Annotated in this window: 32 protein-coding genes; 21 read left to right on the plus strand and 11 right to left on the minus strand. The window is 67.5% G+C overall.

What is annotated here, in order from left to right:
- Positions 1-239 precede the first annotated feature (239 nt).
- The 7 genes from E0H92_RS02375 to E0H92_RS02400 are packed head-to-tail and all read left to right on the plus strand — an operon-like array spanning position 240 to position 7698.
- The gene (locus E0H92_RS02375) at positions 240-1478 is read left to right on the plus strand and encodes a hypothetical protein (protein ID WP_131495238.1); all 1239 of its coding nucleotides are present in this window, start codon (positions 240-242) and stop codon (positions 1476-1478) included.
- Complete coding sequence (locus tag E0H92_RS44005; RefSeq protein WP_165549671.1) at positions 1471-1728, plus strand: hypothetical protein; 258 nt, start codon at positions 1471-1473, stop codon at positions 1726-1728. The genes E0H92_RS02375 and E0H92_RS44005 overlap by 8 nt, the downstream gene beginning before the upstream one ends.
- Positions 1729-1771: 43 nt before the next feature.
- On the plus strand, positions 1772-2776 hold the full coding sequence (locus E0H92_RS02380) for an HD domain-containing protein (RefSeq protein ID WP_275670089.1): 1005 nt from the start codon (positions 1772-1774) through the stop codon (positions 2774-2776).
- A complete protein-coding gene (locus tag E0H92_RS02385) occupies positions 2769-4223 on the plus strand; it encodes a hypothetical protein (RefSeq protein WP_131495240.1) in 1455 nt (484 codons plus the stop codon). Before E0H92_RS02380 ends, E0H92_RS02385 begins: the two co-directional genes overlap by 8 nt.
- Before the next feature lie 14 nt (positions 4224-4237).
- On the plus strand, positions 4238-4564 hold the full coding sequence (locus E0H92_RS02390; RefSeq protein WP_131495241.1) for a hypothetical protein: 327 nt from the start codon (positions 4238-4240) through the stop codon (positions 4562-4564).
- Positions 4565-4606: 42 nt separating this feature from the next.
- A complete protein-coding gene (locus E0H92_RS02395) occupies positions 4607-5506 on the plus strand; it encodes an NAD-dependent epimerase/dehydratase family protein (RefSeq protein ID WP_131495242.1) in 900 nt (299 codons plus the stop codon).
- A 53-nt stretch (positions 5507-5559) separates the two neighbouring features.
- Positions 5560-7698 (plus strand): glycosyltransferase, encoded by a 2139-nt coding sequence (locus E0H92_RS02400; RefSeq protein ID WP_238173281.1) that lies wholly within the window; start codon positions 5560-5562, stop codon positions 7696-7698.
- Here E0H92_RS02400 and E0H92_RS02405 read toward each other — a convergent pair.
- Entirely contained in the window at positions 7601-8071 is a 471-nt protein-coding gene (locus E0H92_RS02405) for a GtrA family protein (RefSeq protein WP_131467101.1), read from the minus strand. The genes E0H92_RS02400 and E0H92_RS02405 overlap by 98 nt on opposite strands.
- 157 nt (positions 8072-8228) lie before the next feature.
- Between E0H92_RS02405 and E0H92_RS02410 the strand changes: the two genes are divergently transcribed.
- Positions 8229-9383 (plus strand): NAD-dependent epimerase/dehydratase family protein, encoded by a 1155-nt coding sequence (locus E0H92_RS02410; protein WP_131495244.1) that lies wholly within the window; start codon positions 8229-8231, stop codon positions 9381-9383.
- Here E0H92_RS02410 and E0H92_RS02415 read toward each other — a convergent pair.
- The 5 genes from E0H92_RS02415 to E0H92_RS02435 form a co-directional block, all read right to left on the minus strand.
- Entirely contained in the window at positions 9373-9735 is a 363-nt protein-coding gene (locus E0H92_RS02415) for a VOC family protein (RefSeq protein WP_131467103.1), read from the minus strand. The two genes, E0H92_RS02410 and E0H92_RS02415, sit on opposite strands and share 11 nt — an antisense overlap.
- Before the next feature lie 10 nt (positions 9736-9745).
- On the minus strand, positions 9746-10468 hold the full coding sequence (locus E0H92_RS02420) for a methyltransferase domain-containing protein (protein WP_131495245.1): 723 nt from the start codon (positions 10466-10468) through the stop codon (positions 9746-9748).
- Positions 10469-10501: 33 nt separating this feature from the next.
- Positions 10502-11503 (minus strand): alanine racemase, encoded by a 1002-nt coding sequence (locus E0H92_RS02425; protein WP_131495246.1) that lies wholly within the window; start codon positions 11501-11503, stop codon positions 10502-10504.
- 4 nt (positions 11504-11507) lie between these two features.
- Positions 11508-12638 (minus strand): lipid II:glycine glycyltransferase FemX, encoded by a 1131-nt coding sequence (locus E0H92_RS02430; protein ID WP_131284322.1) that lies wholly within the window; start codon positions 12636-12638, stop codon positions 11508-11510.
- A gap of 220 nt (positions 12639-12858) precedes the next feature.
- A complete protein-coding gene (locus tag E0H92_RS02435; RefSeq protein ID WP_202873492.1) occupies positions 12859-13770 on the minus strand; it encodes an SDR family NAD(P)-dependent oxidoreductase in 912 nt (303 codons plus the stop codon).
- A gap of 123 nt (positions 13771-13893) precedes the next feature.
- Here E0H92_RS02435 and E0H92_RS02440 point away from each other — a divergent pair, with 123 nt between their 5' ends.
- Genes E0H92_RS02440 through E0H92_RS02450 form a run of 3 tightly spaced genes read left to right on the plus strand, consistent with a single transcriptional unit; the run spans position 13894 to position 16401 of the window.
- Positions 13894-14460, plus strand: a complete 567-nt coding sequence (locus E0H92_RS02440) for a TetR/AcrR family transcriptional regulator (protein ID WP_131284320.1) — start codon at positions 13894-13896, stop codon at positions 14458-14460.
- Positions 14457-15173, plus strand: coding sequence for an SDR family NAD(P)-dependent oxidoreductase (locus tag E0H92_RS02445; RefSeq protein WP_131495248.1), 717 nt, complete (start codon positions 14457-14459; stop codon positions 15171-15173). Before E0H92_RS02440 ends, E0H92_RS02445 begins: the two co-directional genes overlap by 4 nt.
- A gap of 19 nt (positions 15174-15192) precedes the next feature.
- Positions 15193-16401, plus strand: a complete 1209-nt coding sequence (locus tag E0H92_RS02450) for an MFS transporter (RefSeq protein ID WP_131467107.1) — start codon at positions 15193-15195, stop codon at positions 16399-16401.
- Here E0H92_RS02450 and E0H92_RS02455 read toward each other — a convergent pair.
- Positions 16370-16900 (minus strand): NUDIX domain-containing protein, encoded by a 531-nt coding sequence (locus E0H92_RS02455; RefSeq protein ID WP_131495249.1) that lies wholly within the window; start codon positions 16898-16900, stop codon positions 16370-16372. The genes E0H92_RS02450 and E0H92_RS02455 overlap by 32 nt on opposite strands.
- Before the next feature lie 28 nt (positions 16901-16928).
- Here E0H92_RS02455 and E0H92_RS44010 point away from each other — a divergent pair, with 28 nt between their 5' ends.
- Complete coding sequence (locus E0H92_RS44010) at positions 16929-17495, plus strand: hypothetical protein (protein WP_165549673.1); 567 nt, start codon at positions 16929-16931, stop codon at positions 17493-17495.
- Here E0H92_RS44010 and E0H92_RS02465 read toward each other — a convergent pair.
- Positions 17488-18291 (minus strand): deoxyribonuclease IV, encoded by an 804-nt coding sequence (locus tag E0H92_RS02465; RefSeq protein WP_131467110.1) that lies wholly within the window; start codon positions 18289-18291, stop codon positions 17488-17490. The two genes, E0H92_RS44010 and E0H92_RS02465, sit on opposite strands and share 8 nt — an antisense overlap.
- A 30-nt stretch (positions 18292-18321) precedes the next feature.
- A complete protein-coding gene (locus E0H92_RS02470; RefSeq protein WP_131467111.1) occupies positions 18322-18822 on the minus strand; it encodes an Lrp/AsnC family transcriptional regulator in 501 nt (166 codons plus the stop codon).
- Positions 18823-18916: 94 nt separating this feature from the next.
- Between E0H92_RS02470 and E0H92_RS02475 the strand changes: the two genes are divergently transcribed.
- The 5 genes from E0H92_RS02475 (at position 18917) to rplI (ending at position 21969) form a co-directional block, all read left to right on the plus strand.
- Complete coding sequence (locus E0H92_RS02475; protein WP_131495250.1) at positions 18917-20050, plus strand: MFS transporter; 1134 nt, start codon at positions 18917-18919, stop codon at positions 20048-20050.
- A gap of 197 nt (positions 20051-20247) precedes the next feature.
- Complete coding sequence (gene rpsF / locus E0H92_RS02480; protein WP_130386399.1) at positions 20248-20538, plus strand: 30S ribosomal protein S6; 291 nt, start codon at positions 20248-20250, stop codon at positions 20536-20538.
- Positions 20539-20602: 64 nt separating this feature from the next.
- On the plus strand, positions 20603-21202 hold the full coding sequence (locus E0H92_RS02485) for a single-stranded DNA-binding protein (protein ID WP_131284308.1): 600 nt from the start codon (positions 20603-20605) through the stop codon (positions 21200-21202).
- A 72-nt stretch (positions 21203-21274) separates the two neighbouring features.
- Entirely contained in the window at positions 21275-21508 is a 234-nt protein-coding gene (rpsR, locus tag E0H92_RS02490) for a 30S ribosomal protein S18 (protein ID WP_012924539.1), read from the plus strand.
- Positions 21509-21522: 14 nt separating this feature from the next.
- Positions 21523-21969, plus strand: coding sequence for a 50S ribosomal protein L9 (gene rplI, locus E0H92_RS02495; RefSeq protein ID WP_131284306.1), 447 nt, complete (start codon positions 21523-21525; stop codon positions 21967-21969).
- A 71-nt stretch (positions 21970-22040) separates the two neighbouring features.
- On the opposite strand, the gene E0H92_RS02500 is transcribed toward rplI, so the two are convergent.
- Both E0H92_RS02500 and E0H92_RS02505 read right to left on the minus strand, forming a co-directional pair.
- Positions 22041-22232, minus strand: coding sequence for a hypothetical protein (locus tag E0H92_RS02500; RefSeq protein WP_131284305.1), 192 nt, complete (start codon positions 22230-22232; stop codon positions 22041-22043).
- Positions 22229-23644, minus strand: a complete 1416-nt coding sequence (locus tag E0H92_RS02505; RefSeq protein ID WP_131467114.1) for a hypothetical protein — start codon at positions 23642-23644, stop codon at positions 22229-22231. The genes E0H92_RS02500 and E0H92_RS02505 overlap by 4 nt, the downstream gene beginning before the upstream one ends.
- A 249-nt stretch (positions 23645-23893) precedes the next feature.
- On the opposite strand from E0H92_RS02505, the gene E0H92_RS02510 reads away from it, so the two are divergent.
- Genes E0H92_RS02510 through E0H92_RS02525 form a run of 4 tightly spaced genes read left to right on the plus strand, consistent with a single transcriptional unit; the run spans position 23894 to position 26569 of the window.
- Positions 23894-24517, plus strand: coding sequence for a DUF6668 family protein (locus tag E0H92_RS02510; protein WP_131495251.1), 624 nt, complete (start codon positions 23894-23896; stop codon positions 24515-24517).
- A gap of 14 nt (positions 24518-24531) precedes the next feature.
- Positions 24532-24807: a TrbC/VirB2 family protein gene (locus E0H92_RS02515; RefSeq protein WP_130386393.1), complete on the plus strand. Its 276-nt coding sequence runs from the start codon at positions 24532-24534 to the stop codon at positions 24805-24807.
- Positions 24808-24845: 38 nt separating this feature from the next.
- Positions 24846-25712 carry a DUF8175 domain-containg protein gene (locus E0H92_RS02520; protein ID WP_131495252.1) on the plus strand — a complete coding sequence of 289 codons (867 nt, stop codon included), beginning with the start codon at positions 24846-24848 and terminating at the stop codon, positions 25710-25712.
- A complete protein-coding gene (locus E0H92_RS02525) occupies positions 25709-26569 on the plus strand; it encodes a TrbL/VirB6 family protein (RefSeq protein ID WP_131284298.1) in 861 nt (286 codons plus the stop codon). Before E0H92_RS02520 ends, E0H92_RS02525 begins: the two co-directional genes overlap by 4 nt.
- Position 26570 lies beyond the last annotated feature (1 nt).

Here is a 26570-nt window from a genome sequence, read left to right on the forward strand (position 1 = left end):
CCGACCCGCCGCCCCACCCCCAACCAGCCGACCCGTCCCGCCCCACACCAACCGAGGACACAACCACGCGACGTGAGTCGCGTCGAACCACTAACCCAGACCAGCGCCCTGCCCGCGACACCACCCCTCCACCGGATCACCCCACCGAGCCGACCCCACCGCCAACCAAGCAGCCAGCCGACTCCCGCACGAACCCACCCGACCCGTTCGCCGCGTATTCCCCCGAACTCCAAGCCCACATGCACCACGACGACACCCTCTCCCGCCTCCAGCACCTCAGCAAACCCAAGCCCGACGTGGCATCGCCCCAGTCCGCCGACACCCGAACAGCCCGACCGCCAGACAACCAAGCAGACCTCCCCGCTGAGGAACGACTCGGACACAACGCGTCGGCGGTGGAGGAACCGTCGACGGAGCCTTCCAAGGACCGCGCCGACCGAAGTACTCCTGGAGACGGGGCGTCGGACGCGTCCACCGACAATCGCGACCACTCGTCGGCGGCGTCCGATAAGGGCAGACCCAACACGGCGGAGACGATCCGCGAGATCCACGACACCCTTGGCGCCCGCCATCCCGATGTTGCGGATGTGGTCGAGCGCTTGGTGGAGGACAGAAAGCACCCGCTGGATCTGGTCGCCGCTCTGAACGATCGGGAGCGTCGCCCCGCTGTGCTTCTGACGGTGCGTGAGCTCGCAGACGAGAGTCTCCTTGGCACACGGACTCTGGATGAGTACCGGGCGGACAACCCCGGGAGGGGCCCGTTGTTCTCGTCAGCCCCGCAAGATGTCAACCAGAACGATGAGGGTCGGTCGCGGAAGTCTCTGTACGTTGCTCAGTGCAAGAGTCTCGACGCTGCGCGAGAAGTCGGTGTGAGCCCGTCTGCCGACGAGCGGGTCTTGGTCGATGACTACGGTCGTCGTCTCGCAACCGAGGTGTTGCCGGCGGTTCGGCTCGAACTCCTGCGATCCGCCGAGGCGGCCGGTGGCGACCTGAGTACTCGTGCCAAGACATCGGCCGGGCTGCACGACAAAGTGGCGCGAATGTCGGACGGTGGGGATGGCAGGCCGGGGAGAACGGGGTACCAGGTGGGGGATGTGATCGATGCGGTGGGTGCACGGATCGTCGTCCCGGACACCGACGCGCTCGAGCTCACGATGGCGGACATCCAGGAGCGATTCGGTACTGGAGACGATGGCCGGATCCTCGAGATCGAGAACCTGTACCACGAGCCGAAGGCGCACAATCCCTCCTATCGGGTCGTTCCCTGCATCGTCGCGATCGAGGTCGACCGCCTGCCGTACACCTTCGAACTGCAACTGTGCACGCGCCGAGCGTCCATCGCCTCGGACCTCGAACACAACACCGTTTACAAGCCCTACATCAACCCGACTGCTGCGGAACAGGACAAGATGCGCCGCATGCAAGCGGAAGCCGCTGCGCTGGACCAGGACGAGACGAGGAGTAGGTGGCATGCCTGAAGCAGACAACCTGTGGATCGCGGTCGGACATGTGCTGGTCGACCATGAGCTGGAGGCGGCCTTCCTGATCGATGCCCGGCAGTACGCGGACTACGAGTCGGCGTTCGAGGTCTTCAAGGCGGCCGAAGCCGAGTTGCGACGCAGAGACCTCGGTGGCCAGCTCGAGATCCGTGAGATCAAGCGCGACCAGCCAGTTCCGTTCGACCTTCCCGACTGGGACGACTACAGGAGGGACGTGCTTGGTGGATAACGCGATCTTCCCGGGTTGGGGTGACTGGGACGCTGCTCGCACTGTGTTGCGTGACCAACTGTCGGAGGAACTAGTCGACCAGTTGGGCGCGGCCTTCGACGCAGCCGTGGTCTGGCACCAAGACCAGACTCGGCCGGCGGGTGAGCCCTACTGGCAGCACCTTCTGCAGGTGTTACAGATCCTTGCGCTTCATCTCGACATCAAGGACGTCGATCTGCTGAGGGCTGGGTTGCTGCATGACGTTGTGGAGGATACGGCGGGTACGCGCGCTGATTTGGTGGCGCGGTTCGGGGAGGGTACGGCGGGGTTGGTGGATGCCGTCACGATTCCGGAGGTTCGGTCGGGGGAGTCGAAGGGGGACGTACGGGCGGCGTACCTGGCCAAGCTCGCTCGGGCTCCTCGGGATGTGTTGCTGTTGAAGCTGTCGGATCGGTACAGCAACGTGCAGCGGCTGCATACGCATCCGCGGGTCGTGAAGCAGCGCTCGTACTATGCAGAGACTGTGGAGCGGTTCGTTCCCTTGGCCGCTGTGGATGAGCGGCTGGATCGGCTCTTCAAGCACTGGGCGGACGCGTACTCGTACCTCACGGGTCCGGTCGACAGCGTCGAGACTGCCGCCAAACTCGCGGCAGCGCTTCACCGGGAGCAGGTCGACAAGAGCGGGGAGCCGTACGTCGACCATGTCCGTGGCGCGGCGGCGATCGCGCGGGCGAATGGCGCGCGTACGGACCAGGAGATGGCGGCGCTCCTTCACGACACCGTGGAAGACACCGCCTGCACGCTGGCTCAACTACGCGACCTCGGCGTACCCGATCCCGTCGTGGACATGGTCGACGCCCTCACCCGCCGGCCAGGCGAGCCCCACGACGATTACCTGATGCGCCTCACCCGAACCCCCGACGCCGTCCTCGTCAAACGAGCCGACATCGAACACAACAGCAGCCCGTCTCGCCAGAGCCGACTGGACCCCGCGACACAAGCCCGCCTGCGCGAGAAGTACGCCCACGCCGTACAAGTCCTCGACGAGGCCACCCCCAACCATGGATAACCGACGCCCCCGCGCCGACAACTCCATCCTCGATCAACCCGTCACCCCACACCAAGATGGCCCCGCGCCGCGAGACGAGCCCGATCCCGTCCCCGATCTCCACACAGACCACACGGAAGGCCTCAACCCAAAGCCAAGCGATCACCCACCACACCCCACCCCCGATCACCAGAATCCTCCCGAGCACAGAGATTCGGCCGAGAAGGCAGACCTCAAGGAACGCGAGGATCCCGACTCGTCGGACCGACCCACCGAGCCGCGACCAGCCGACACCCAGCCGGACCCCTTCGCGTCATACTCCGCCGAACTCCGCGCCCACATGCACCACGACGACACCCTGTCCCGCCTCCAGTACCTCAGGAATCCCCTGCCTGAGCCCAAGCCGACGGAGGGAGTTGAGGACGAGACTGACCGCGTCGTGGAGGACACCGGCCCAGGCCCGCAACCAGAACCGCTGACAACTGCCGACACTGAGGTGGGCAGCGCGAAGCCCGCCTCCACCGACGTCGAGGCGACTCAGGCCGATGAACCCGCCCAAGAACCGACAGCGGACCCAGACCACGACACGCGCGACAGCAGCACCAGAACGGACCAGGCGTCACCGCCCGACGACTCTGCGGACGCAGTCAAGCCCATGAACCTCGAGACCGAGGTAAACGGCGAGGCCGCGGAGGCGCGCGTCGATCGGTGGGATGCGGAACGAGCCAATCTGCCTGTCCGAGTCCCGGAGAGGGCCCAGGATGCCGTGATGGCCGACTCTGACGCCGAGCCGATGAATCTCGGCGACGCAGTGGACTATGTGACCACCATGAAGAGCGAAAGGCCATGGCTGGAACCAGTAGCGGACTGTGATCCGAGAATCCAGCGCATCCACGCGGCGATCGATCTGGGAGCCGGGCACGCACATATCCGCCACGGAGCCATGGGCGACGACGAACTGTGTCGACGAAGAGTCGGGTATCTCGAAGACCCCGCGCAACTGGACGAGGCCAAGCGGATGGCCGGCGTCGACGGCTTCAAGCACGACAAGCTGCATTTCTGCGCCGACACGGCAACACGAATCAATGACGCGACGGCTTTTGCGGTCGCGTATGCAGGCGTCGTCGAGCATCCGGACGTTCGGCAGGTTCTCGACGCGGGGGCCGACCAGATTCATCAGCCACATGCAGTTGAGATCCCGCTCGCCGAGTTGCTGGGCACGGACGGACACAGGTTCTGCTCTGGCTACCGGTTGACCGGAGACTGGGCAGAGTCCAACGCAATTCGGAAGGAGTGGGTCATCGCCCGCGCGGAGGGCCAGGATGTGTCTGGCCTTCAGGAGCCGCAGACGGAGCGGATCTCGTCCTTCGAGAACGGGACCATGATGGTCCGATTCGCCCGCAACCCCAGTGATCAAAAGTTCTACATAGCTACCATGTTCGTCCAACCGCCACCCGATGAAGATTGAGAAAGGTTGCTGGGATGGCAATTGCTCGCTACTGGCTGACCGACAAGACGGCGCCGTTCGCGACGTTCCTGAATCTTCTTGACGCCTATTACCATCCGGAGATCCGGGACGACAATTTCGACGCGCTGGTTCAGCGTGCGCGTTCCTCGCAGGCCGACGACGAGGAATTGGCGATCTTCAAGCAGCAGTTCGAACAGTTGCTGAGGGGCCATCGCGACGGACTCCACCCGAAGGCACTCGCCACCGCCGCAGGCTACGACCAACGAAACGACGACGAGTTTCTCGTGTGGTTGTGGGGGGAGTTGTATCCGGGGGAGGGGGTTCCGGGGGCTGGGGATTGAGGGGGGTGGGCGGGGTGTGGGGGCGCGGGTAGGTTGAGGGGTATGGACGAGCGTGTGTTGGTCACGGGGGCGTCGGGGTTTGTGGGGCGAGCCGTGGTGGGGGCCTTGCGGGGGCGGGGGGTGTTGGTTACTGCGGTGGATCGGGAGGCGCCGGATTCTTCTTGGGATTCTGGGGTGCATGTGGTGACGGGGGATCTTGCGGAGCAGGAGACCTGTGTTGCGGCGTTTGAGACTCGGCCTACGGCGGTGGTGCATCTGGCGGCGTTGACGTCGGTGTTGCGGTCGGTGGATGCGCCGATGCAGACGTTCGCGCAGAACGTGACGATCACGCAGGTTCTGCTGGAGTTGAGTCGCGGTAGTGGCGTGGACCGGTTCGTGCTGGCGTCGACGAACGCTGTCGTGGGGGATGTCGGTACGTCGACCATCACCGCGGACCTTCCGTTGCGGCCGTTGACGCCGTATGGCGCGACGAAGGCGGCGGGTGAGATGTTGCTGTCGGCGTACTCGGGAAGTTACGGGATGGCGACCGCGGCGCTGCGGTTCACCAATGTGTACGGGCCGGGGATGTCGCACAAGGACAGCTTCGTGCCGCGGATGATGCGGGCGGCGCTGAGCGGCACCGGGGTGAAGGTGTACGGCGACGGGCGGCAGCGGCGGGACCTGGTGTTCATCGACGACGTGGTGAATGGGGTGCTGCTGGCGCTCGACAGCGGGTACGACGGACGCGCGATCATCGGATCCGGGCGGTCGGTGTCGGTGCTCGAGATGATCGACGCGGTCCGCGCGGTGACCGGATGCCCGGTGCCGGCCGAGCACATCGAGGCGCCGGCGGGCGAGATGCCGGCCGTGGTCGTGGACATCACCAACGATCTCGGCTACCGGCCGACGGTGTCGCTGGAGGACGGTCTGGCCCGGACGTGGCAGTACTTCAAGAACCAGTGAGCTGGGCGAGGGCGACACTAAGGAAGCACTGGCTGCTTGCTGTCTTCTTGCTGGTGGGGCTCGTGTTGCGGGTGCTCGCGATCGTCGCGTACCGGCCCGCGATCATCTACACCGACTCCGTCCAGTACCTGACCAACATGGGTGAGCTCAGCCCGGACAAGCTCAACCCGATCGGGTACGACTTCGTGCTCGGCCCACTGGTGGCGATCGGTGGACTGACCTTCGTCGTGATCGTGCAGCACCTGACCGGGCTGCTGCTCGGTGTCGCGATCTACGCCCTGGCGCGCAGGCTCACCGTCTACCGCTGGCTGGCCGCGTTCGCCGCCGCGCCGATCCTGCTCGACGCGTACCAGGTGCAGATCGAGCAGAACATCATGGCCGAGACCACGTTCGACGTGATCCTGGTGGCGATCCTCTGGCTCCTCCTCGCCAAGGGAGCGCCGGGCTGGCGGCGCGCGGCCGCTGTCGGCGTACTGGTCGGCGCCGCCTTCACGGTCCGCGCGATCGGCATGGTCCTCCTCATCGCAGTCGTGCTCTACCTGATCGCGAGCGGCAAACAGCGGGTACGCCGTACCGCGGCCGCCGTCGCGGGATTCGGCATCGTCTTCGCCGCGTACGCCGGCTACTTCCACGCTGAAACCGGACGCTGGGGTTTCACCGGCGCCGAGAACCAGATCCTGTACGGGCGGACCGCCACGGTCGCGAACTGCGCCAAGCTGCCGCTCAACGAAGGCACGCGCCTGTTCTGCCCCAAGGAACCGCTCGGCCAACGCCTAGGTGTGGACAACTACGCCCACAACCACTACGGCGACCCGAACTGGCCCGGCCCGCTTCCACCCGGTACGACGAAGCGTCAACTGGCGACCGAGTTCGCACACGAGGTCATCAAGCACCAGCCGCTGGACGTGACCTGGGCAGCGCTGAAGGACTTCGCGAAGGGATTCGCACCTACTCGTACCAGCGAGCCGAACGACGTACCGCTGGACCGCTGGCAGTTCCAGCTGACCTACCCGAACCTCAAAGACCCCAACACCGCACAGGCCGCGGTGAAATGGGGAGGGTCCGAGCCACACGTCTCCCACGGACCTGCGGTCGTTCTGCGCGCCTACCAACTCCACGGCGGCTACACGTCCGGCACACTGCTCGGTCTGAGCGCTCTGATCGCACTGGCCGCAGTAGCCGGACTGGGGCGAGCAAAGGGATCTGGACTCCGCGCAGCAGCGCTCCTGCCTGTTGCGGCCGGAGCGATCCTCTTGCTTGGCTCAGCGGCCTTTGAGTTCTCCTGGCGCTACCAACTGCCCGGCCTGGTGCTGTTCCCGCTGGCAGGTGCCATCGGCTTACGTGCCGTGCTCGGCAAGGACCAGGCACGACCTCCGATGGCGGACTACCCGGACGCCGTGGACTCCGAAGCCGCCAAGGCCATGAAGACAACGGAGTTCGCTCCAGTCGTCGTGGTGATCGCGGCGTACAACGAGGCTGACGGCATCGGCCTGGTGCTCACCAACATGCCGAAGACCTGCGCGGGTCTGCCAGTCGACGTGCTCGTCGTCGTGGACGGTGCCACCGACAACACCGCCGAGATCGCCCGTGAACACGGGGCCCACGTGTGTGTTGCCCCGAGCAACCGTGGTCAAGGCGCGGCGCTCCGGCTCGGGTACCACCTGGCAGCACAAGGCGGAGCGCAGTACGTCGTCACAACGGACGCGGACGGTCAGTACGACAACGACGAGCTGGAGACGCTCCTGGAGCCGATCCTGCTCGACCGGGCCGATTTCGTCACCGGGTCGCGCCGCCTCGGAGCAGAGGACGCGGACAGCCGGCTGCGCTGGGTCGGCGTCCGGGTGTTCGCCGTACTCGCATCGATCCTGACGCGCAAGAAGCTGACCGACACGTCGTTCGGGTTCCGCGCGATGCGGGCCGAGCTGGCGATCGCGGTGACGTTGCGTGAGCCGCAGTACCAGTCGTCCGAACTGCTGCTGGGCGCACTAGCGCTGCAAGCTCGCGTGGTCGAGCTGCCGATGACGATGCGCCGCCGTGGCGACGGGAGCAGCAAGAAGGGCCCCGGCCTTGTGTACGGCGCGAACTACGGGCGGGTCATGACGACGACGTGGCTACGGGAGTACGTGCTTCGGCGGGGGCGGCGCCGGTCCTGGCGAACACCAGCCGGTCGAACAGCACGAACTTCACGATGAACAGCACCGCATAGGTCCCGAGGTACGAGCCGGTCACCAGAACGGTCTTCCACAGGTGCGACTCGAGGGGTTGCACCAGGTGATCGGTGACCGACGTGACCACCGCTGCGGCGATCGCCGACGCGACCACGATGATTGTGTACGGCAACTTCTGCCCGCTGCGGCCCCAGGTCCAGCGGCGGTTCAGCACGTAGTTCGGCACTGCGCCGGAGACCCAGGCGACCAGGCTCGCGACGATCGCCGCCGTGCCGAACCAGTAACACAGCGCGAACGCCACCTGGCTGAGCACGGTGGCGATCACGGAGGACGCAGAGTACTTCGCCCACAGCAACAATCGGCTGCGGGAGAGATAGGCCTTGGTGAGTACGCGCATCGCGGCCTATTCTGCACCCCCACACCAGCCGGCGGCAGTACGCCGGCAATTCTCAGCCGATTGCCAGCGAATAGGTGGGACTGGTCACGTTACTGGAGTGGGTACTCGGGATAGGAAGGAGTATGACGACGTTTCCCGACCGGAAGGCGGCCGAGCCGTGCGCGTACTCGTCCTGGGCGGTGACGGCTACCTAGGGTGGCCGACAGCACTGCACCTCTCCGACCGCGGCCATGACACGGCCGTGCTCGACAACATGGCCCGCCGCGGTTACGACCGCGAGCTGGGCGTCCAGAGCCTGGTCCCGATCGAGGATCTCGAGAGTCGGGTCGCGGCCTGGGAGGAGATCTCCGGCCGGCGGATCCCGGCGTACGTCGGTGATCTGCTCGACGCGGACTTCGTCTACCGGGTGCTCACCGAGTTCAACCCGGACGCGATCGTGCACTTCGCCGAGCAGCGCGCCGCGCCGTACTCGATGATCGACCGCGAGCATGCTGTCTACACCCAGCACAACAACGTGGTCGGCACGCTGAACCTGATGTACGCCATCGCCGAGATCAACCCGGACATCCACCTGGTGAAGCTCGGCACGATGGGTGAGTACGGCACGCCGAACATCGACATCGAGGAAGGCTGGCTGGAGGTCGAGCACAACGGCCGCAAGGACCGGATGCTCTACCCGAAGAAGCCGGGCTCGTTCTACCACCTCAGCAAGGTGCACGACTCGCACAACCTCGAGTTCGGCTGCCGGATCTGGGGAATGCGCGTCACCGACCTCAACCAGGGCGTGGTGTACGGGCAGCAGACCGACCAGACCGTGCGGGACGCGCGGCTGGCGACGCGGTTCGACTACGACGCCGTGTTCGGCACGGTACTCAACCGGTTCTGTATCCAGGCTGTCCTCGGCGAGCCGCTGACGGTGTACGGCGCCGGCGGTCAGACGCGCGGTTTCCTGGACATCCGGGACACCGTCGAGTGCATCCGGCTCGCGGTGGAGAACCCGGCGGACGCGGGCGAGTTCCGGGTCTTCAACCAGATGACCGAGAGTTATTCGGTGTCGCAGCTCGCGAGCCTGGTCGCCGAGTGCTTCCCCGGCCCGGTCCAGGTCGAGCACCTGGACAACCCGCGGGTCGAGCAGGCCGAGCACTACTACAACGTCAAGCACACCGGTCTGGTCGGCCTCGGCCTCCAGCCGCACTTGCTGTCGGACACCCTGATCGAGTCGATGTTCGACATCGTCTCCGCCAACAAGGACCGCGTCGACGCGGCGGCGCTACTGCCGACGGTCCGCTGGCAGGGACACCTCAAGCGGTGAAGAAGCAGAAGATGTGACCGACCGGGTCGGCGTACACCCGGACGTCGGGCTGCGGCTGGAACTCCATCAGCCGTGCCCCGGCGTCCATCGCCCGCTGATGCGCTGCGTCCAGGTCGTCCACCTGGAAGTCGAGGTGCAGCTGCATCTGTTGCTTGTCCGTGGAACTCGGCCAGCTCGGAGCCTGGTGTTGCGGCTCGCCCTGGAAGGACAACACAACGCTGCCTTCCGGGCCGTTCGCGACCGCCCAGCCCTCCTCGTCGGTGCCTAGCTCCCAGCCGAGCAGCTTGCAGTAGAAGCGGGCCAGCTTCCTGGGATCCGGCGCATCCAGTACGACACCCTTCAAAGGAATCATTCTCCGCACGCTAGCGGCGTGCTCCGACAAGAAGTGTCGGGAGGACGGCGAGGAAGCGGTCCCGGCGCCCGCGGCCGGCCTGTTCCTTGAGCCAGCCGGCGGCGTCCTCCTGGGTGATCAGTGCCTTGTCGACCGCGGCCTCCGCGGCGGCGGCCAACTGCGGAGCCATCAGTGCGTAGTCGGTGACGACTTCGGTGTGTACGGCGACCTCGACATCGGTGAAGCCCGTGTCGAGAAGGACGTCGCGCAGGGTACGCATGGCGCGCGGAGACACCGTTCGGGACTCGAGGCCGAGGCGGATCACGTCGGTCAGGTCCTGGTCGGAGCTGTCGATCAGGACGAAGCCGTAGTCCTGCCCGCCCACCACGATCCGCCCGCCGGGACGCAGTACCCGATAGGCCTCGGCCACCGTCGGAGCGGGATCCTCGAGTAGATGGAACAGCCGTAATGCGCGGTAGCCGTCCATCGACTCGTCCTCGAGCGGCAGGCTGTCGGAATGTGCCACGTGAAACATCGCCCCGGGAGCCCGCTCCCGGGCGGCCTCGATCGCATCGGGATCGGCGTCGACCCCGGTCACCTTGAGGCCCTTCCGTGACAGCTCGGCCACCGCATGGCCCGCTCCGCACGCGACATCGACGCAGGTCGCGCCGCGTTTCAGCCCCAACATCCGGTACGACGCCGTACGCAACTCCGCCGCCCCGGGCCGCTCCTCGATCCGCTCCAGAAAACTCATATGTCCACGCTGCAACTTCAGGTGGACCTTAAGTCAATCCATCGACACCTTGTCGAAGGTCGTGGTGGTGTAGCGGACGTCCAGGTCGACCTCGTCGCCAACGGCGGGCGGGGCGACCGAGGACGGGAGGAACAGCATGCTGGCCTGCATGTGCGGCGGTTCGGCGAACCAGCGTTGCTTGCCTTCGATGGTGAACGGGGACAGCGCCATACCGGCCGCGTCCAGGCTGCCCTTGGCCATCGCGATCGCGCGTTGCCGGACGCTCGCGGCCGCGGTCGGCGCCTCCAGGCCGACGCCGTGCGCCGTACCGCCGGAGACGATCAGGATGTGCCCGTCGCCGCTGACCCGGCGCTGCCGGTAGCCGACGCGCTCGCCGCGGCGGACCGAGTGCACGTCGAGCACGGTCGCCCGGACCGAGAGCGCGCCGCGGTCGCCGAGCCACAGCCCGGTGCCCATCCGGAGCTTCACGTCCGGACCGATGTCGGCCAGCTTCTGGGCCGGTACGTGCGACACCCACAGCGTGCCCTTGCGGACGTCGAGCGCCGCCTTCGCCAGTTGCTGGGCCTCGCGCAGGTTGGCCGACGTACCGCCGGCGCCCATCGGGAAGTGCAGCGACCAGCCCTCGAACCGGATCCGGTCGAGCGCGTTCAGCAGCATCGTGTGCCGCAGCTCGCGGGCGCCGATGCCGTGCCGGCGCATCGAGGTCATCACCTCGATCAGTACCCGGCTGCCGGCCGGGATCGAGACCAGGTCGGCCAGCCGGCTGACCGTGTGGATCACGTTCTTGCTCTGCGGCACCTCGAGGAACGGCCGCCACGGCGACAGCACCACGACATCCTCGCGCGGGTCCGCGGGGACCTCGAAGTACGTGCCGACCGCGACCGTACGAGCGCCGAGCGCGCGCGCCTCCGCGAACAACCGGTGGTTGCCGAACCCGTACCCGTTGCCCTTGGCGACCGGGACGATATCGGGGTTCCACTTGGAACGCAGGTGATGACGCCATCGATCGGAATCGACGTGCAGGACTAGGGGCATGGTGTCAACGCCGTCTCATGTAGAGGTCGAATGCGGTGTAGAGCGCCTTGTTCAACGGCAGGTCCCACTCACCGACGTACTCGACGGCCTCGCCGCCGGTCCCGGTCTTGAACTGGATCAGCCCGACATGCGGGTCGTTCGGGTCCAAGGTGTCGGTGATGCCCCGTAGGTCGTACACGGACGCGCCCGCCGCGAGCGCGTCCGACATCATCCGCCACTGGATCGCGTTCGATCCGCGGACGTCTCGTTTGGCGGTCGAGCTGGCACCGTAGGAGTACCAGGAATGACCGCCGACCCGGACCCAGATCGTCGACGCGACCAGGTCGCCCTCGTGATGGGCGTTGTAGATCCGGAAGTCACAGCAGTCGGCCGGCTGGTTGGCCATCGCGGCGTACATCTTCTCGAAGTACGGCAGCGGCCGCGGGGTGAAGTGGTCGCGCTCCGCGGTCTCGACGTACAGCTGGTGGAACGCCTTGATGTCCTCGGTGCCGCCCTGCGTCACCTCGACGCCGGCCTTGTCGGCCTTCTTGATGTTGCGCCGCCAGAGCTGGTTCATGCCCTTCAGCAGGTCGTCCGGGGTGCGGCCGGCCAGCGGCACCTGGAAGACGTACTGCGGTTGTCCGGCCGCGAACCCCTCCGCGATCCGGGGCGGCTTCCAGCCCAGCTTGCGGAGCTTGTCGGCGACGGTGGCGCCGGACGGTTCGATCACGTCCGGCCGGACGTCGCCGAGGCGCGGCTGCTGACCGCCGGCGATGGCGTCCTTGATGGTCTGCGCGGTCCAGCGCCGGGTCGCCACCGGCGGACCCATCCGGATGCCGAACGCGCCGCGCTCCAGGAGATGCGCGGCCAGCGGGCGCAGGTAGCTGCCGAGGTCGATGGCGTCCCAGTCGATCACCGGACCTTCCGGCAGGTATGCGAGGTACCGCTTCACCTTCGGCATCTGCCGGTAGAGCACCAGGCCGACGCCGACCAGGTTGCCGGGGTTTCCCGACTCGTACCAGCCGAGTGACTCCGCCTTCCACTCGCTCTTCACCGCCGCCCACCCAGGGGTCTGCAGGAAGCTCGCCGACGGCTGGGCCGCGATGTAGGCGGCGTGCTCGTCCGCGGAGATGGTCCGAATGCTCAAATCACTCACGGTGGGTCAGGTTACCGGCCCAGCCACGTGATCCCTAGCGGCCCTGGTCGGGCACCCTCCGGCGCTTGCGACGCCCAGGCACGCACCTCGCGGCACTTGAGGCCCGTCCAAGATGAACACCGCATCGAGGACGCGCCTCAAGCACCGCGATGCACGCACCTGGACGCCGCAATCGCTCGAATGGAGCCCGACCAGGGCCGCACGCTGAGCCGGTTTCTGATCAAACCAGCTTCTCGGACAGTTCCCACAACCGAGTGGCCGACTCCGGATCGAGCGCGTACTTCGCGACGCCGCTGAACTCCTCACCGGTGTTGAGCACTGCCTCGTTGTTGTCCTCGAAGTACCGGCCGGTGACGCCCTGGGTCAGCGGTGAGGCGGCCAGCAGTACTGAGGTCGACGCGCCCTGTTCGGTCGTCTTCCACTGGAACCTGTCCCACCCCTTCAGCATCTCCGGGTCCACGTGCCGCTGCAACGCCGTCCGGATACCTCCCGGCATCAGTGCGTTGGCGACGATGCCGTCACTCGCCCAGCGCTTGGCCGCCTCGACCGCGAACAGCACGTTCGCCGTCTTGGACTGGCCGTACGCCGCCCACGGGTCGTACGGACGGTTCTCGAAATGGATGTCGTCGAAGTGCACGTCGGAACGCAGGTGCGCGCTCGAGCTGACCGAGACGGCGCGGGCCTCACCGGCCGCCGCGAGCGCGCCGTGCAGGCCGAGCGCAAGGCCGAAGTGACCGAGGTGGTTGGTCGCGAACTGGTGCTCCCAACCCTCCGGCGTCCGGTTCAGCGGCTCGGCCATCACGCCGGCGTTGTTCACCAGGATGTGCAGCGGACCGTCCCAGGTGGCGGCGAAGGCGCGCACCGAGCCGGGGTCGGCGAGTTCGATCGGCGCGACGAAGACGTGGTTGTTGCCGGTGCTCTCGATGATCTGGGCGGCGACGCGTTCGCCGGCCGCGGTGTTGCGGACGGCGAGGGTGACCTCGGCGCCGGCGGTGGCCAGCGCGCGGGCGGTCTCGACACCGATCCCGGAGGCGCCGCCGGTGACGACGGCCCGGCGACCGGTCAGGTCGACGCCGGCGATGACCTCGGCGGCGGTCGAGTCATGCGTGAACGGAGTGGTGATCCTGCTCATCAGGTCGGTTCCTGTTCTACGAGCTCCGCTTTAACCGGAGGAGCCTCCGGTAATTCCAGTTAACCGGAGGTGCCTCCGGTTATCAAGTCCGCTAAGTTTGTGGGCTCACGGGAGGTGGGGGAGATGACCGGCACCAGCGAGCGTCCGCTGCGCGCGGACGCCCAGCGCAACCGGGACCTGGTCGTGGCCGCGGCGGCGCGCGCGTTCACGAAATGCGGTCTGGAGGCGACCCTGGAAGGGATCGCGAAGGACGCCGGCGTCGGCATCGGCACCCTCTACCGGCACTTCCCGACCCGCGAGCTGCTGATCGAGGCGGCGTACCGGAACGAGCTGGCCGCCGTCTGCGACGCGTCCGCCGAGCTGCTCGAGCAGCTGCCACCGGACCAGGCGTTGCGGGCGTGGATGGACCGCTTCATCGACTACATGGCCCGGAAGCGCGGCATGGCAGACGCGCTGCGAGCAGTGTTCGCCTCCGGTGCGAACCCGTACGCCCAGAGCCTGGAGCTCCTCATGGGTGCGGTGCAGCCGCTGCTCGACGCGGGCGCTGCCGCCGGCCAGATCCGGTCGGACATCTCGGCCAAGGACCTCCTGGCCAGCATCGGCGGCGTCGGCGGTGCCGCGGCCGACGACCGCGAGCAGGCGGGCCGCCTGCTCGATCTGCTGATGGACGGCCTCCGGTACCGCGCATGAAGGTTGCGTTGGTGACCGGGTCCGCGTCCGGCATCGGAGCGGCGACCGTACGGCGGTTGGCCGCGGACGGGATGACCGTCGCGGTGCACTCGCGCTCCAGCCGCTCCACCGGAGAAGCACTGGCCGCGGAGCTGGGCGGGTCGTACCACCAGGCTGACCTGTCCGACGACGCAGCTGCTCAGGCGCTGGTCCCGGAGGTTGTACGCGAGCACGGGCGTCTCGACGTACTCGTGAACAACGCGGGCATCAGCTGGCCGGTCCCGCACGCGGACCTCGACGCGCTGTCGGCCGATGACTGGCGACGGTTGCTCGACGTCAACCTGATCGCCCCTTGGCTGTTGTGTACGGCGGCACTCCCGGCGCTCCGCTCGTCCGGCGGGTCCATCGTCAACGTCACCAGCCACGCCGGCGTCCGCCCGAAGGGCAGCTCGATCGCGTACGCCGCGTCGAAGGCGGCGCTGAACCACGTGACGAAGTTGCTGGCCGCCGCTCTCGGCCCTGACGTGCGGGTCAACGCGGTCGCTCCGGGCCTTGTGGATACTCCGTTGACGGAGTCGTGGACCGAGGCCCAGGACCTGTGGAAAACCACGAGCCCGATGCGTCGCGCCGCGCAGCCGGCGGACGTCGCAGACCTGATCTCCGCAGTTGTCCACAACCCTTACCTGACTGGTGAAGTGATCATGCTCGACGGCGGCATGAATTTGTGTCGGTGACGACTTCTACGATCGCGGGATGTCTTTGGGTCGAGACTTCCGCCGGTTGTGGGTCGCGTTCACGGTCAGTGCCTTCGGATCGGCGGTAGGCCTCGGCGCCTTACCGCTGGTCGCCGTCCTCGCCTTGGACTCCAGCACCTTCCAGGTCTCGATGCTCGCCGCGTTGTCCGCGGTGGCCGGCGCGGCCCTCGCGTTGCCGATGGGCGACTTCATCGAGCAGCGGCGCAAGCGGCCGGTGATGATCGCGTCCGACCTGGTGCGGTTCGCGGCCCTGGTCTCGGTGCCGGTCGCCGCGGCGTTCGGCGTACTGACCTATGCGCACTTGTGTGTCGCGGGCGTGCTGCAGGCGGCCGGGACGATCGCGTTCCAGTCCGCGAGCGGCGCGCATCTGAAGGCGCTGGTGCCGACCGAGGGACGGGCCGAGGCGAACAGCCGGTTCGAGCAGACGAACTGGGTCTCGCTGAGCATCGGCCCGGCGATCGGCGGTGCGCTGGTCAGCCTGGTCGGTGCGACGGTCACGCTGGCGGTCGACGCGATCTCGTTCCTCGGGTCGGCGCTCGGGATCCGGCGCATCCAGCAGCCCGAGCCGGAGCCCGCGCCGCGGGAGGGCAAGCGGGACATCACGGCAGGATGGCGGTACATCCTGCGGCACCGCGGGCTGCGCGTCCTGTTCTGGAACTCGCAGCTGTTCGGCGGTCCGGTGATGATGACGTCGCCGTTGCTGGCGGTGTTCATGTTGCGGGACCTCGGGCTGTCCGCGTGGAGCTACGGGGTGATGCTCGGTGTCTCGTGCATCGGCGGCGTGATCGGCGCGCGGATGGCGCCGCGGCTCACCCGGCGGTACGGGCTGCAGTGGATGCTGCTCGTCTTCGGCGTACTGCGGGCGCCCTGGCTGCTCCTCTTCCCGCTGGCGCCGCATGGGTGGGGCGGGTTTGTGCTGCTCACGGTGGCGGAGACGGGTCTGCTGGTGGGAGCCGGTGCGTTCAACCCGTCGTTCGCGACGTACCGCATGGAGATGACCGAGGACCGGTTCATGGCGCGGGTGGTGGGGTCGTGGTCGATCAGCTCGCGGTGCGTGCAGCCTGCGTTCATGGCGCTCGGCGGCCTACTCGCGACGGTGGTCGGGATGCGCGGAGCGCTCTGGGTCGCGGGCATCTGCTGCACCCTGAGCGCCGTACTGCTGCCGTGGCGGCCGGCTAAACCAGCCGCATTGCCTGAGCCAGCCTGACGATCGAGCCGACCTCTTCCGGCTGGCCGTCCAGGTACGCCGCCGCTTCGTCCGGTGGCAGTACGAGTACGTCGGTGACCTGTTCGCCGTCCTCGGGGTTCGTCGGCTCCTGCTCGATGACGATGTCCGCGACGTAGTTCGCCCAGTACGAGACGGGGTGCGGGAGATGTGGGCGGTACGGACCGGGGCGGCGGTGGTCGGCGCGATGGGCGCCCAGCCAGGTCAGCGGACCGGTCAGCCGGGCGCCGGCCTCCTCGAGCAGTTCGCGGTGGACGATCTCCTCGATCGTCTCGCCCGGCTCGCGGGTACCGCCTGGCAGGAACCGCCAGCCCAGATCGTTGGTGCAGACAACGATTCCGCCGGTGGTCCGGCCGACGACGTGGACGTTGCTGATCAGCTCGTCCGACGGCTGCTCGACGGTGTACCGGACGTCGAGGTCGCCCCACTCCCAGTAGCCCGGTGCGAACAGGTCGGGGAACCGCTCCGCCCAGGTCTGCATAACCTCATTGTGAGCTACCGTCGCTGCCATGGTGCAGCCAGACCCCGATCCCAAGCCCGCCGCGGCCGGCGACCCCGAGCCGGTCGCAGACACCGAGGCGGCCGCACGGGTCGAGGCAGCCCCTGAGCCAACGGCCGAACCCAAGGCGGTCACCGAAGCCGCGGGCGAGGGCGAGGACGACGGTGACGAGGAGGAGGCCGAGCCGAAGCCGGATCCCGAGAAGGCTCGTAGTGCGGTCGAACGCCTGATGTGGACCAGCACCTGGCTGTGCGTCCTGGTCGGTGTGTTCCTGCTGACCGGCATCTTCCAGGCCGACGGGGGCTGGGACGGTCTCGCCTGGCTCGGCGCGGTGGTCGCGATCCTGGGCCTGCTCGCACTCATCGCGGCGTACGCCGGCTGCGCGCTGAACCGCATCACGCTCCGCACCAAGGTCGTCGGGCCTGTCGACCTGTTTCAGATCAGCACGCTGGTGGTCGCCGTCGTCGCGATCTGCGGTCTGCTCATACCGACCAACAACAGCGCAGCTCTCGCGATCCTGCTGCCCTGGGCCGTGACCTACTGGCTGCACGGCCTGACGAAGCCCCCGACTACGTGAGGTGCGCCCGCAGGTAGTCGAGGTCGGTCTTCTGGCCGTTGTCGGCGTTCGGGGTCTCGACGACGACCGGGGCGCCGGCGGCCTGCACGACCGCGACGATGTCGGCCGGGTCGATGTGCCCGTCCTCGAAGTTGCTGTGCCGGTCCGCTCCGGAGCCGAACTCGTCGCGTGATCCGTTCGCGTGCACCAGGTCGATCCGGCCGGTGATCGCCAGCACCCGCTCGACGATCGACGGCAGCTCTTCACCGGCCGCGTGGAAGTGGCACGTGTCCAGGCAGAACCCGACGTTCTCCAGCCGGTCGTTGCCCGAGGCCTGCACCGCGTCCCAGAGCCGCGCGATCCGGTCCAGCTGCCGGGCCATCGCGTTCTCGCCGCCGGCCGTGTTCTCGATCAGCAGCGGCACCGGCAGCTCGGCGCGTTCGATGCACTTGCGCCAGTTGTCGAACCCGGCCTCCGGATCGTCCTCGTCACCGACGTGCCCGCCGTGCACGATCACGCCCTTGACGTCGATCTCCGCCGCCTTGTCCAGCGTCTGCTGCAACAGCTTGCGGCTCGGGATCCGGATCCGGTTGTTCGTGTTCGCCACGTTCAAGCGGTACGGCGCGTGCACGTAGAGGTCGACGCCCGCGGCGGCGGCCCGCTCCTTCAGTGCGTCCTCGCCGTCGGCGTACGCGAGCTTGGGCGCCTTGTAGTCCTGCGGGTTCCCCAGGAAGAACTGCACCAGATCAGCTCCCCGATCGGCCGCCTCGGCCAACGGGTCCTCCTGGTCCACATGCGCACCAAGCTTCACAGTCATACCCCCACCCTAGAACCGCCCACCGACAGTTCAGGAACCCCAGCCGGCGGAACGGGTCACTTGGCGTTGGCCGGGGGGTGGGGGCTGGACGGGGCGGCCTTCGAATTCTGTGGACAGGACGATGTGGGTGTTCATCTCGCCGTGTTCGCCGAGGCGTTCGAAGAGGCCTTCGAGGTGGTGCATCGAGGTGACGCGGACGCGCAGCATCGAGCAGGAGTTGCCGCTCAGCTTGTGGATCTCCAGGACCTCGGGGAAGTCCTCGGCCCGCGTGGTCTTGAGCAGGCAGCGGCCCGTCGTACAGCGCATCTGGACGAACGCGGACAGCGGTTGCCCCGCCTTCGCCGGATCGACCTCGGCGCGGTAGCCGGTGATCACGCCGGCCTCCTCCAGGCGTCGTACCCGGTCCGCTACCGCGGGTGGCGAGAGGTTGACCCGCTTGCCGAGCTGGTTGAACGACAGCCGACCGTCGGACTGCAACTCGGTGAGGATCTGCCAGTCGGTGGAGTCCAGATCACGCCCCTGAAAGGTCATCGCCCCAGAACACCTTCGATCGCGGTGGTCCGCAAGGCCGAATGCTTTGCATCATGCATTCAGCCGGAACGGGCACCTTCCTAACGTGGTGGCCATGCTGTTTCCTGTCGTTCTCGCCGCCGCGCTGATGAACGCGGCGATGATCGCCGCGAGTGCGGTGAGCACCATCCTGGCCGCCGACGAACTCGGCTCCAGCCTGGCTGGCGTCCCGAACACGGCCGGCGTACTGGGTACCGCGGCAGGCGCGATCGCCGTCGGCCGCTGGACCACCCGGCTCGGTCGCGCGCACGCCCTCCGCCTCGGGTACGGCGTGGGCGTCGCCGGGGCAGCGTTGACGGTCGTCGCCGCGGTGGGCGCCCCGGTCGGGCTGCTGTTCGTCGGCATGTTCCTGCTCGGTTCCGGGAACGCCGCGAGCCTGCTGTCCAGGTACGCCGCCGGCGAGGCGGTGCCCGAGCCGCGCAGGGCATCAGCGATGAGCGCCGTCGTGTGGGCCAGCACGGCAGGCGCCGTGGGCGGGCCGTTCCTGATGGCGCCGTCTCAGTCGTTCGCCTCGGGCTTGGGCCTGCCCGCGGTCGCCGGCCCGTTCCTGCTCGCCGTCGTGACCGTCTTCGGCGCCCTGGTCGCGTCGACGTACATCCGGACCGTCCGCGCCGCCGACCAGCCTGCGCAGACCCGCCACGAGCCGTCAGCCGCATCCCGTCGTACGTCGGTCCTTCTGGCCGCTGGTGTGATGGTCGCCGGACACCTCGTGATGGTGGCGCTGATGTCCGCCGTACCGGTGCACACGCACCACCACGGCGTCGGGCTGGGCGTGCTGGGCGTGATGCTGTCCGCTCACACGCTGGGGATGTTCGCACTGTCGCCGTTGACCGGTTGGTGGATCGACTGCACCGGTCCGCGGCCGGTGATGCTGACCGGGCTGGTCCTGCTGATCGTGGCCGCTGTTCTGACCACACGGTCCGAGCCGGCGTTCACACCGGCGCTGTTCCTCCTCGGATACGCGTGGAACCTCTGCTACCTGGGCGGTAGCGCCCGCCTGCTCGGCACGCCGTACGAGAGCAAGGTCGAGTCGTCGATCTGGGCCATCTCCGCGCTCTCCGCGGCCAGTTCGCCGTGGCTCTACACGCTCGGCGGGTATCCGCTCCTGACCGTGATCTCGGCCGTCCTCGCCGTACCGTTGCTGGTGGCCGTACTCCGTCGTTCCGCACCGGAGGTCGTCGGCCGATGACACAGAGTCGCCGGAACCGGCCTGTGGATATGGTCAGTTGACAGTCCGAACGCTGGTACTCTCTTTGATGTGGCCCGGTCCATCGACCGGGCTCGTTGCTTGGCGTCGGCGGCAAGTGCTGGCGTGGAGCAGTCCGCATCGCCCTCCTGCCACGGAGAGACCGTGGCCGCCAAGTCCGAAGGAGGTGGAGTTCGCGCATGCGTCGTTATGAAGTCATGGTGATCCTCGACCCGGAGCTCGATGAGCGCACCGTGGAGCCGTCCATCGACCAGTACCTGAACATCGTCCGCAAGGAAGGTGGCACGGTCGAGAAGCTCGACATCTGGGGTCGTCGCAAGCTTGCCTATGACGTGAAGAAGAAGTCCGAAGGCATTTACGCCGTCGTCGACCTGACCGCCGAGCCGGCGGTTGTGAAGGAGCTCGACCGTCAGCTCACGCTGAACGAGTCGATCCTGCGCACCAAGGTCATCCGGCCGGACCAGCACTGAACCTCGGGCGTCAGGTGGTCTGGCGTCACACCACCCATCGTCTGCAGTACAGGAGGAAGTTGTCATGGCCGGTGAACCACCCATCACTCTGATCGGAAACCTGACAGGTGATCCGGAGCTGCGGTTCACGCCGTCCGGGGCCGCGGTCGCGAACTTCACGATCGCCTCTACTCCGCGGACGCTGGACCGGCAGAGCAACGAGTGGAAAGACGGCGAAACCCTCTTCATCTCGTGTGCCGTGTGGCGGCAGGTCGCCGAGAACGTCGCCGAGTCGCTGACTCGCGGTTCCCGGGTCGTCGTGCACGGGCGCCTGAAGGCGCGCAGCTACGACGACCGCGACGGGAACAAGCGCACCGTGTTCGAGTGTGATGTCGAAGAGATCGGCGCCAGCATGCGCTACGCGACGCTGAAGATCTCCAAGACCTCGCGCTCCGACGGTGGCGGTTTCGGTGGCGGCGGCAACCAGGGTGGCGGTGGCTACCAAGGTGGCAACCAGGGCGGCGGCTACGGCGGCGGCCAGGGCGGCAACCAGGGTGGCGGCCAGCAGAACGACCCCTGGGCGACCCCGCAAGGTGCAGGACAAGGCGGTGGCGGCCAGTCCGCCCCGCAGAACGACCCCTGGGCCAGCCAGGGCGGCGGCTCGATGGAGGAGCCCCCGTTCTGATCGGCCCGCAATTCCGTTAGTGACCATTCCGGCATCCGTGCCGGGCTCTGGAAGTAGGAAGAGAGCACCACAATGGCCAAGATCATTCGGAAGCCGAAGAAGAAGGTCTGCGGCTTCTGCAAGGACAAGGCGACGTACGTCGATTACAAGGACACCGCGCTGCTGCGCAAGTTCATCTCGGACCGCGGCAAGATCCGCGCCCGCCGGGTGACCGGGAACTGCGTGCAGCACCAGCGCGATGTCGCGACCGCTATCAAGAACGCTCGTGAGGTGGCCCTGCTGCCGTACACGAGCACCGCTCGCTGAGGGAGGCGCGGACCATGAAGCTCATCCTGTCTCAGGAGGTCGAGGGCCTCGGGGCTCCCGGCGACATCGTCGAGGTGAAGGACGGCTACGGCCGTAACTACCTGGTCCCGCGCGGCCTGGCCATCGGCTGGACCCGCGGCGCCGAGAAGCAGATCCAGACGATCAAGCGGGCGCGTGACGCCCGGGCGATCCAGGGCAAGGAACACGCGAGCGAGGTCAAGAACCAGCTCGAGCAGCTCTCCGTCACCCTGGCCGTCAAGGCCGGCGACACCGGCCGCCTGTTCGGCTCGGTCACCCCGGCCGACATCGCCACGGCGATCAAGTCCGCCGGTGGCCCGCTGGTCGAGAAGCGCGCGATCGCGATCGCGTCGCCGATCAAGACCACCGGCAAGCATCAGGTCGCCGTCCAGCTGCACCCGGAGGTGGCCGCCACGGTCCGCCTCGAGGTCGCGGCCGGCTGATTTCTGCCTGAACGGTCAAGGCCCGCGTTCCCGGTGAGGGGGCGCGGGCCTTGTCGTTGCCGGATCCGGCGTCAGGTCTTCGTGGGCGTCGGCCAGTCGACGGGCTGCGGCTCGACCGCCTGTCCGGTGGCCGGTTTGACCGCGGGCCAGTCGGTCGGCTCCGGTTCGATGCTCTCGGCAAGCGCCTCGGCGGGCACCAGCAGAACGCCGACGGCGAGCAGTGCGGCGGTGATCCGCGCCCAGCGGCGCGTGTGCCGGCTCACTTCCCCGGGTCCAATGCGTAGAGAACGGAGTTGTACACGAGGACGGCGCGTTTGCCGATCACGCCCCACGGCCGCGTGGTGCCTTCCTTCATCGAGTACTTGTTCCAGTTCGGCGACACGGCCCACAGCTGGCTGCTGATCGTGCCGTACAGCATCGATCCGCTGACCGACAGCGGCTGGAAGCCCGGGAGCCGCCTGGTGTTGGCCTTGGTCAGCGTGAGGTTGACGAGGCACTCGCCCCAGGCGGCGAACTTGCGGTTCGGGTCGGGGACCCAGTCCCAGCCGTCGGTGTCGCCGTTGCGTACCAGCCCGCAGCTCGCGACCATCTTGCCGCTCGCGGTCGAGTGCACCGCCGGAATCACTTCTTCGGGGTTCTTGGCGTTGGTCCACAGGGCCAGCGCGTAGTCCGGGCTCGCCGAGACCACCTGGATGATGGCGCCGGCGCCGCCGGGCGGCTGGAGATTGACCTGCAGCAGCTTCTTGCCCGGTTGCGTCCAGTAGAGCGGGCCGAGGTACTGCGCCATCAACGTGCGGTCGCCCTCGGCGAGCAGGATCGTGGAGCTCCGCGGCTGATCCGGCACCGTCTTGAGCTCGCCGCCAGAGATCACCATGGCTCCGGACTCGTCGCCCAGCAGGATCAGCGGCGACTTGCCGAAGAACTGCACCTTGGCGCTGTCCGGCAGCTCGACCGTCTTCGCCTCGGCGCCGCCGCCGGCCCAGTAGTACAGGGTGGACGGCGTCGCGATCGCCAGCACCTGCTTGCCGTCGATAGTGGTATAGACCGGATTCTCGGCGTCTTTCGGCACCTTGTCCTGCCACAGGACCTTGCCGTTGGCATCGAAGACGGCGACCTTCTCGTCGGTCGTCAGGATGGCGATCTCGGTGCCGTCCGGCTTGATCGCCGGCGTGCTGTCCTCGGCGAGGTCGACCGTCCAGCTCGCGTGCGACGAGTAGCCGGTCGGCTGGGTCCGGGGGGCGAACTCGTCCGCGTGCACGTTCGGCCCGGGGAGCTCGGGCAGCTTGGGCGACTCGGTGACCTGCGGCGTTCCTTCGCCGAGCTTGCTGAAGACGGTGATGTACAGCGTCGTACCGGCGATCAGGACGACGGCCACGGCCATTGCGAGCACGATCGGCCAGATCGGCTTCTTGCCCTTGCGGGGGTCGGTGTCGATCGCGTCGACCTGACCGTCGGGGTGGATGACCAGGGGCCAGGAGGCGCCGTCGGCCTCGACCGCGGTCGCCTTCACCGCGCGGCCCAGCTGGGCGGCCTGCTCGCTGACGAGCTGGATCGCCGCGGCGCGCGGATCGTGGTGGTTGACCGGGTGACTGCGCCCGGCGATCTTCACCTCGGCGTTGTGGTCGTCGTACAGCCGGATCGTGACCTTCGGCCAGGAGGGGATCTTCTCAGCCACGATGTCCTCTCATTCCCGCCACAGGTCTCCCTCGTTCATCAAGTTCCGGCGTGCTCGTTCTAGCATGTCCCCCGCATGAGGGCATGCCGGGGATTCCGGGCATGCAGAAACCACGCGGGCCTGTCGGCTCGACTGACCCCGACAAGGGGGTAGAAACATCCTCGCCTGTGGATGGGTCACGCAAGTACACCCGGAAAGCGAGAGAATACGGTGGGCAACAGCCTGTGACGGACCGCGAGAGGAGGGGCCATGACGCAGAACCCGTGGACACGAGAGCAGTCTCCGGGCCCGCAGCAGCCACCGCAGCCAGGCCCCGGACCTCAGCCGGACATCACCCCGCGGGGGCCGTCAGCGCCCCAGCACGGGGTGCCGGCGCCCGCGGAGGATCAGCGCCTGCCCAAGTTCGCGATTCCGGCTGCCGACACCCTGTGGTGGGTCGGTGTCCACGGCGGCTCCGGCGAGACCACGATGTCGGTCCTGCTGCCGGGGACCCGGGCGTCCAACCATCGTTGGCCGATCCCGCCCCCGCCGGTGCCGACACCCGTGATCCTGGTTGCCCGGACCCACGGGTCCGGTCTGCGCGCCGCGCAGCGTGCCGCGATCGAGTGGGCCTCGGGCGTCGTCCAAGGTGTCGCCGTGCTCGGCCTGGTGCTGATCTCGGACGCTCCTGGACGGTTGCCCCGCGTGCTCGACGACTTCGCGGACATCGTCGGCGGAGGTGTTCCGCGAGTCTGGGACATCCCGTGGATCGAGGAGTGGCGCAGAGGGGAGGCTCCCACGCCTGACAACACGCCAGACGAGGTTTTCGAAGTACTTGAATCCATCTACGCACTTCGCGCGTCAAACCCAGCGGACTACCCCGCCCCGTACTGAAAGGCACCAAGACAATGATGTTGCTTCACCACCTGGTTACCGAGCTTCCGAACTCGCTGCCCCTGGAGGCGCCGCCCGTAGAGGTGACGAAGGGCCTGAACAAGGTCCTCGGCTGGGTCAAGTGGATCGCGTACCTGATCTGTGCCCTCGGCATCATCATCGCCGGCGGCATGATGGCCATCGGTCAGCGTCGCGGCGAGGGTGGCGAGCACGCCGCCCGGCTCGGCTGGGTTCTGGCCGCCTGCATCGTCATCGGTGCGGCGACCGCCCTCGTCGACGCCCTGAAGTGACGCAGGCGTACGGCGAGTTGCTCGGAGGCTGATCGTAGGTGGGACTGTTCAGCAGGGACAACGACTCCGGCGACGATTCGGACAGCGCGAAGACCAGCTTCATGGAGGAGCGTGGCTTCATCGCGTCGGCGATCGTCGTCGGAGCTGTGCTGATCTGCCTGGTGGTCTGGTTCATGCTGGGTGGCCGTTCGGACAATCCGACGGCCAACCCCAGCCAGACACCGAGCACGAGTGCTCCTACCGGACAGCCCACCGAGGAAGAGTCGACCGAGCCGCCCGTCGCGACGCCGACCGCACTGCCGACGTCCACGCGGACGACACCGCCACCGCCGAACAGCAGCACCGGCGGCTGCCACAACAAGAACCCGAACCAGGCGATCCCGCGGCTCGCCGCACCGCCGTTGGTCACCTGGCAGTTCGAAGGCGCGATGCTGATTCCGCTGCAGGCGGCGTCGGGTCCGGCGGCCACCAGCCCGAACGGTGTCCGTTCCTGCTTCGCGCACTCGCCGACCGGCGCGGTGCTCGCGGCGATGGTGATGCTCGGCCAGCTCCAGAACCAGGCTGTCGGCATCTCCGCGCTGAAGAGCCGGGTGGTGCCCGGCCCGGGCCGTGACGCGGCGATCGCCGCAGCGCAGCAGTCGGCCAAGACACCGAAGACAGCCAACGGCGAGGTCCAGTTCGCCGCCTTCAAGGTGCTCGACTACCCGCCGAACGCGACCCGGGCGATCATCCAGGTCGTCGCCGACCTGAACAACAAGGCGTACGGCGCGATGCCGGTCACCCTGCGGTGGTACAAGAGCGACTGGTACGTGGAACTGCAGGAGGACGGCACCCTCAACGGCTCCGTCGAGCCGGACATCCTGTCCAGTCTCAGTGGCTACGTTAGGTTCAGTGGTTCATCATGATTGTCCTCGGCTGTGACGGGTGGCCCTGGAACTGGGACGACTGCTTCAAGGAGGGTCTGCAGGCCGCGATCGAGTGGGCCTTCGGCACGTTCTTCGACTTCATCTTCGAGGCGATCGCCAAGGTCGTCATCGACGCCGTCGACTCGGTCCTGAAGGCCATCGGCCTGCTCTGGGTCTACATCCCCACCCCGAACATCGCGGAGAACACCCCGGCGCTGTGGGTCCAGGGACATCTCCAGTTCATCACGCTGTTCGTCGCCGCGATCGCGGTCATCGTCGGCGCGATCCAGATGGCGATCTCGCAGCGCGGTGAGCCGGCCCGCGAAATCCTCAAGTCGTTGATCACCCTCGTGGTGGTGACGGGATCCGCGGCGGTCTTCGCGAGCACACTGATCGCGGCCGGGGACGGATTCTCGAAATGGATCATCGACGAGGCGCTGAAGAAGGACGACCACGCCTACGCCAGGAACCTGCTCGCCGTGCTGGACGAAGACTTCGGCTGGTTGCTGGTGATCTTCGCCGGCGTCCTGATGGTGATCGCGGCCATCATCCAGCTGGCGCTGATGATCGTCCGCTACGGGATGCTCGTGCTGCTGGTCGGCATGCTTCCGCTGACCGCGGCGGCGACCAACACCGAGATGGGGATGATGTGGTTCAAGCGCGCCATCGCCTGGCTGGTCTCGTTCATCATCTACAAACCGGTCGCGGCGATCATCTATGCCACCGCGCTCAGTCTGATGGGTGAACGGGGCGGCGAATCGCCCATCCTCCAGGTCATCATGGGCGTCACGCTGATGATCGTCGCGATCGTCGCGCTGCCGGCCATCCTTCGCTTCGTCTCCCCAAGGACGTCCTGAC

The sequence above is a fragment of the Kribbella speibonae genome (genome assembly GCF_004331375.1).
In the GTDB taxonomy this organism is placed as follows: Bacteria; Actinomycetota; Actinomycetes; order Propionibacteriales; family Kribbellaceae; genus Kribbella; species Kribbella sindirgiensis.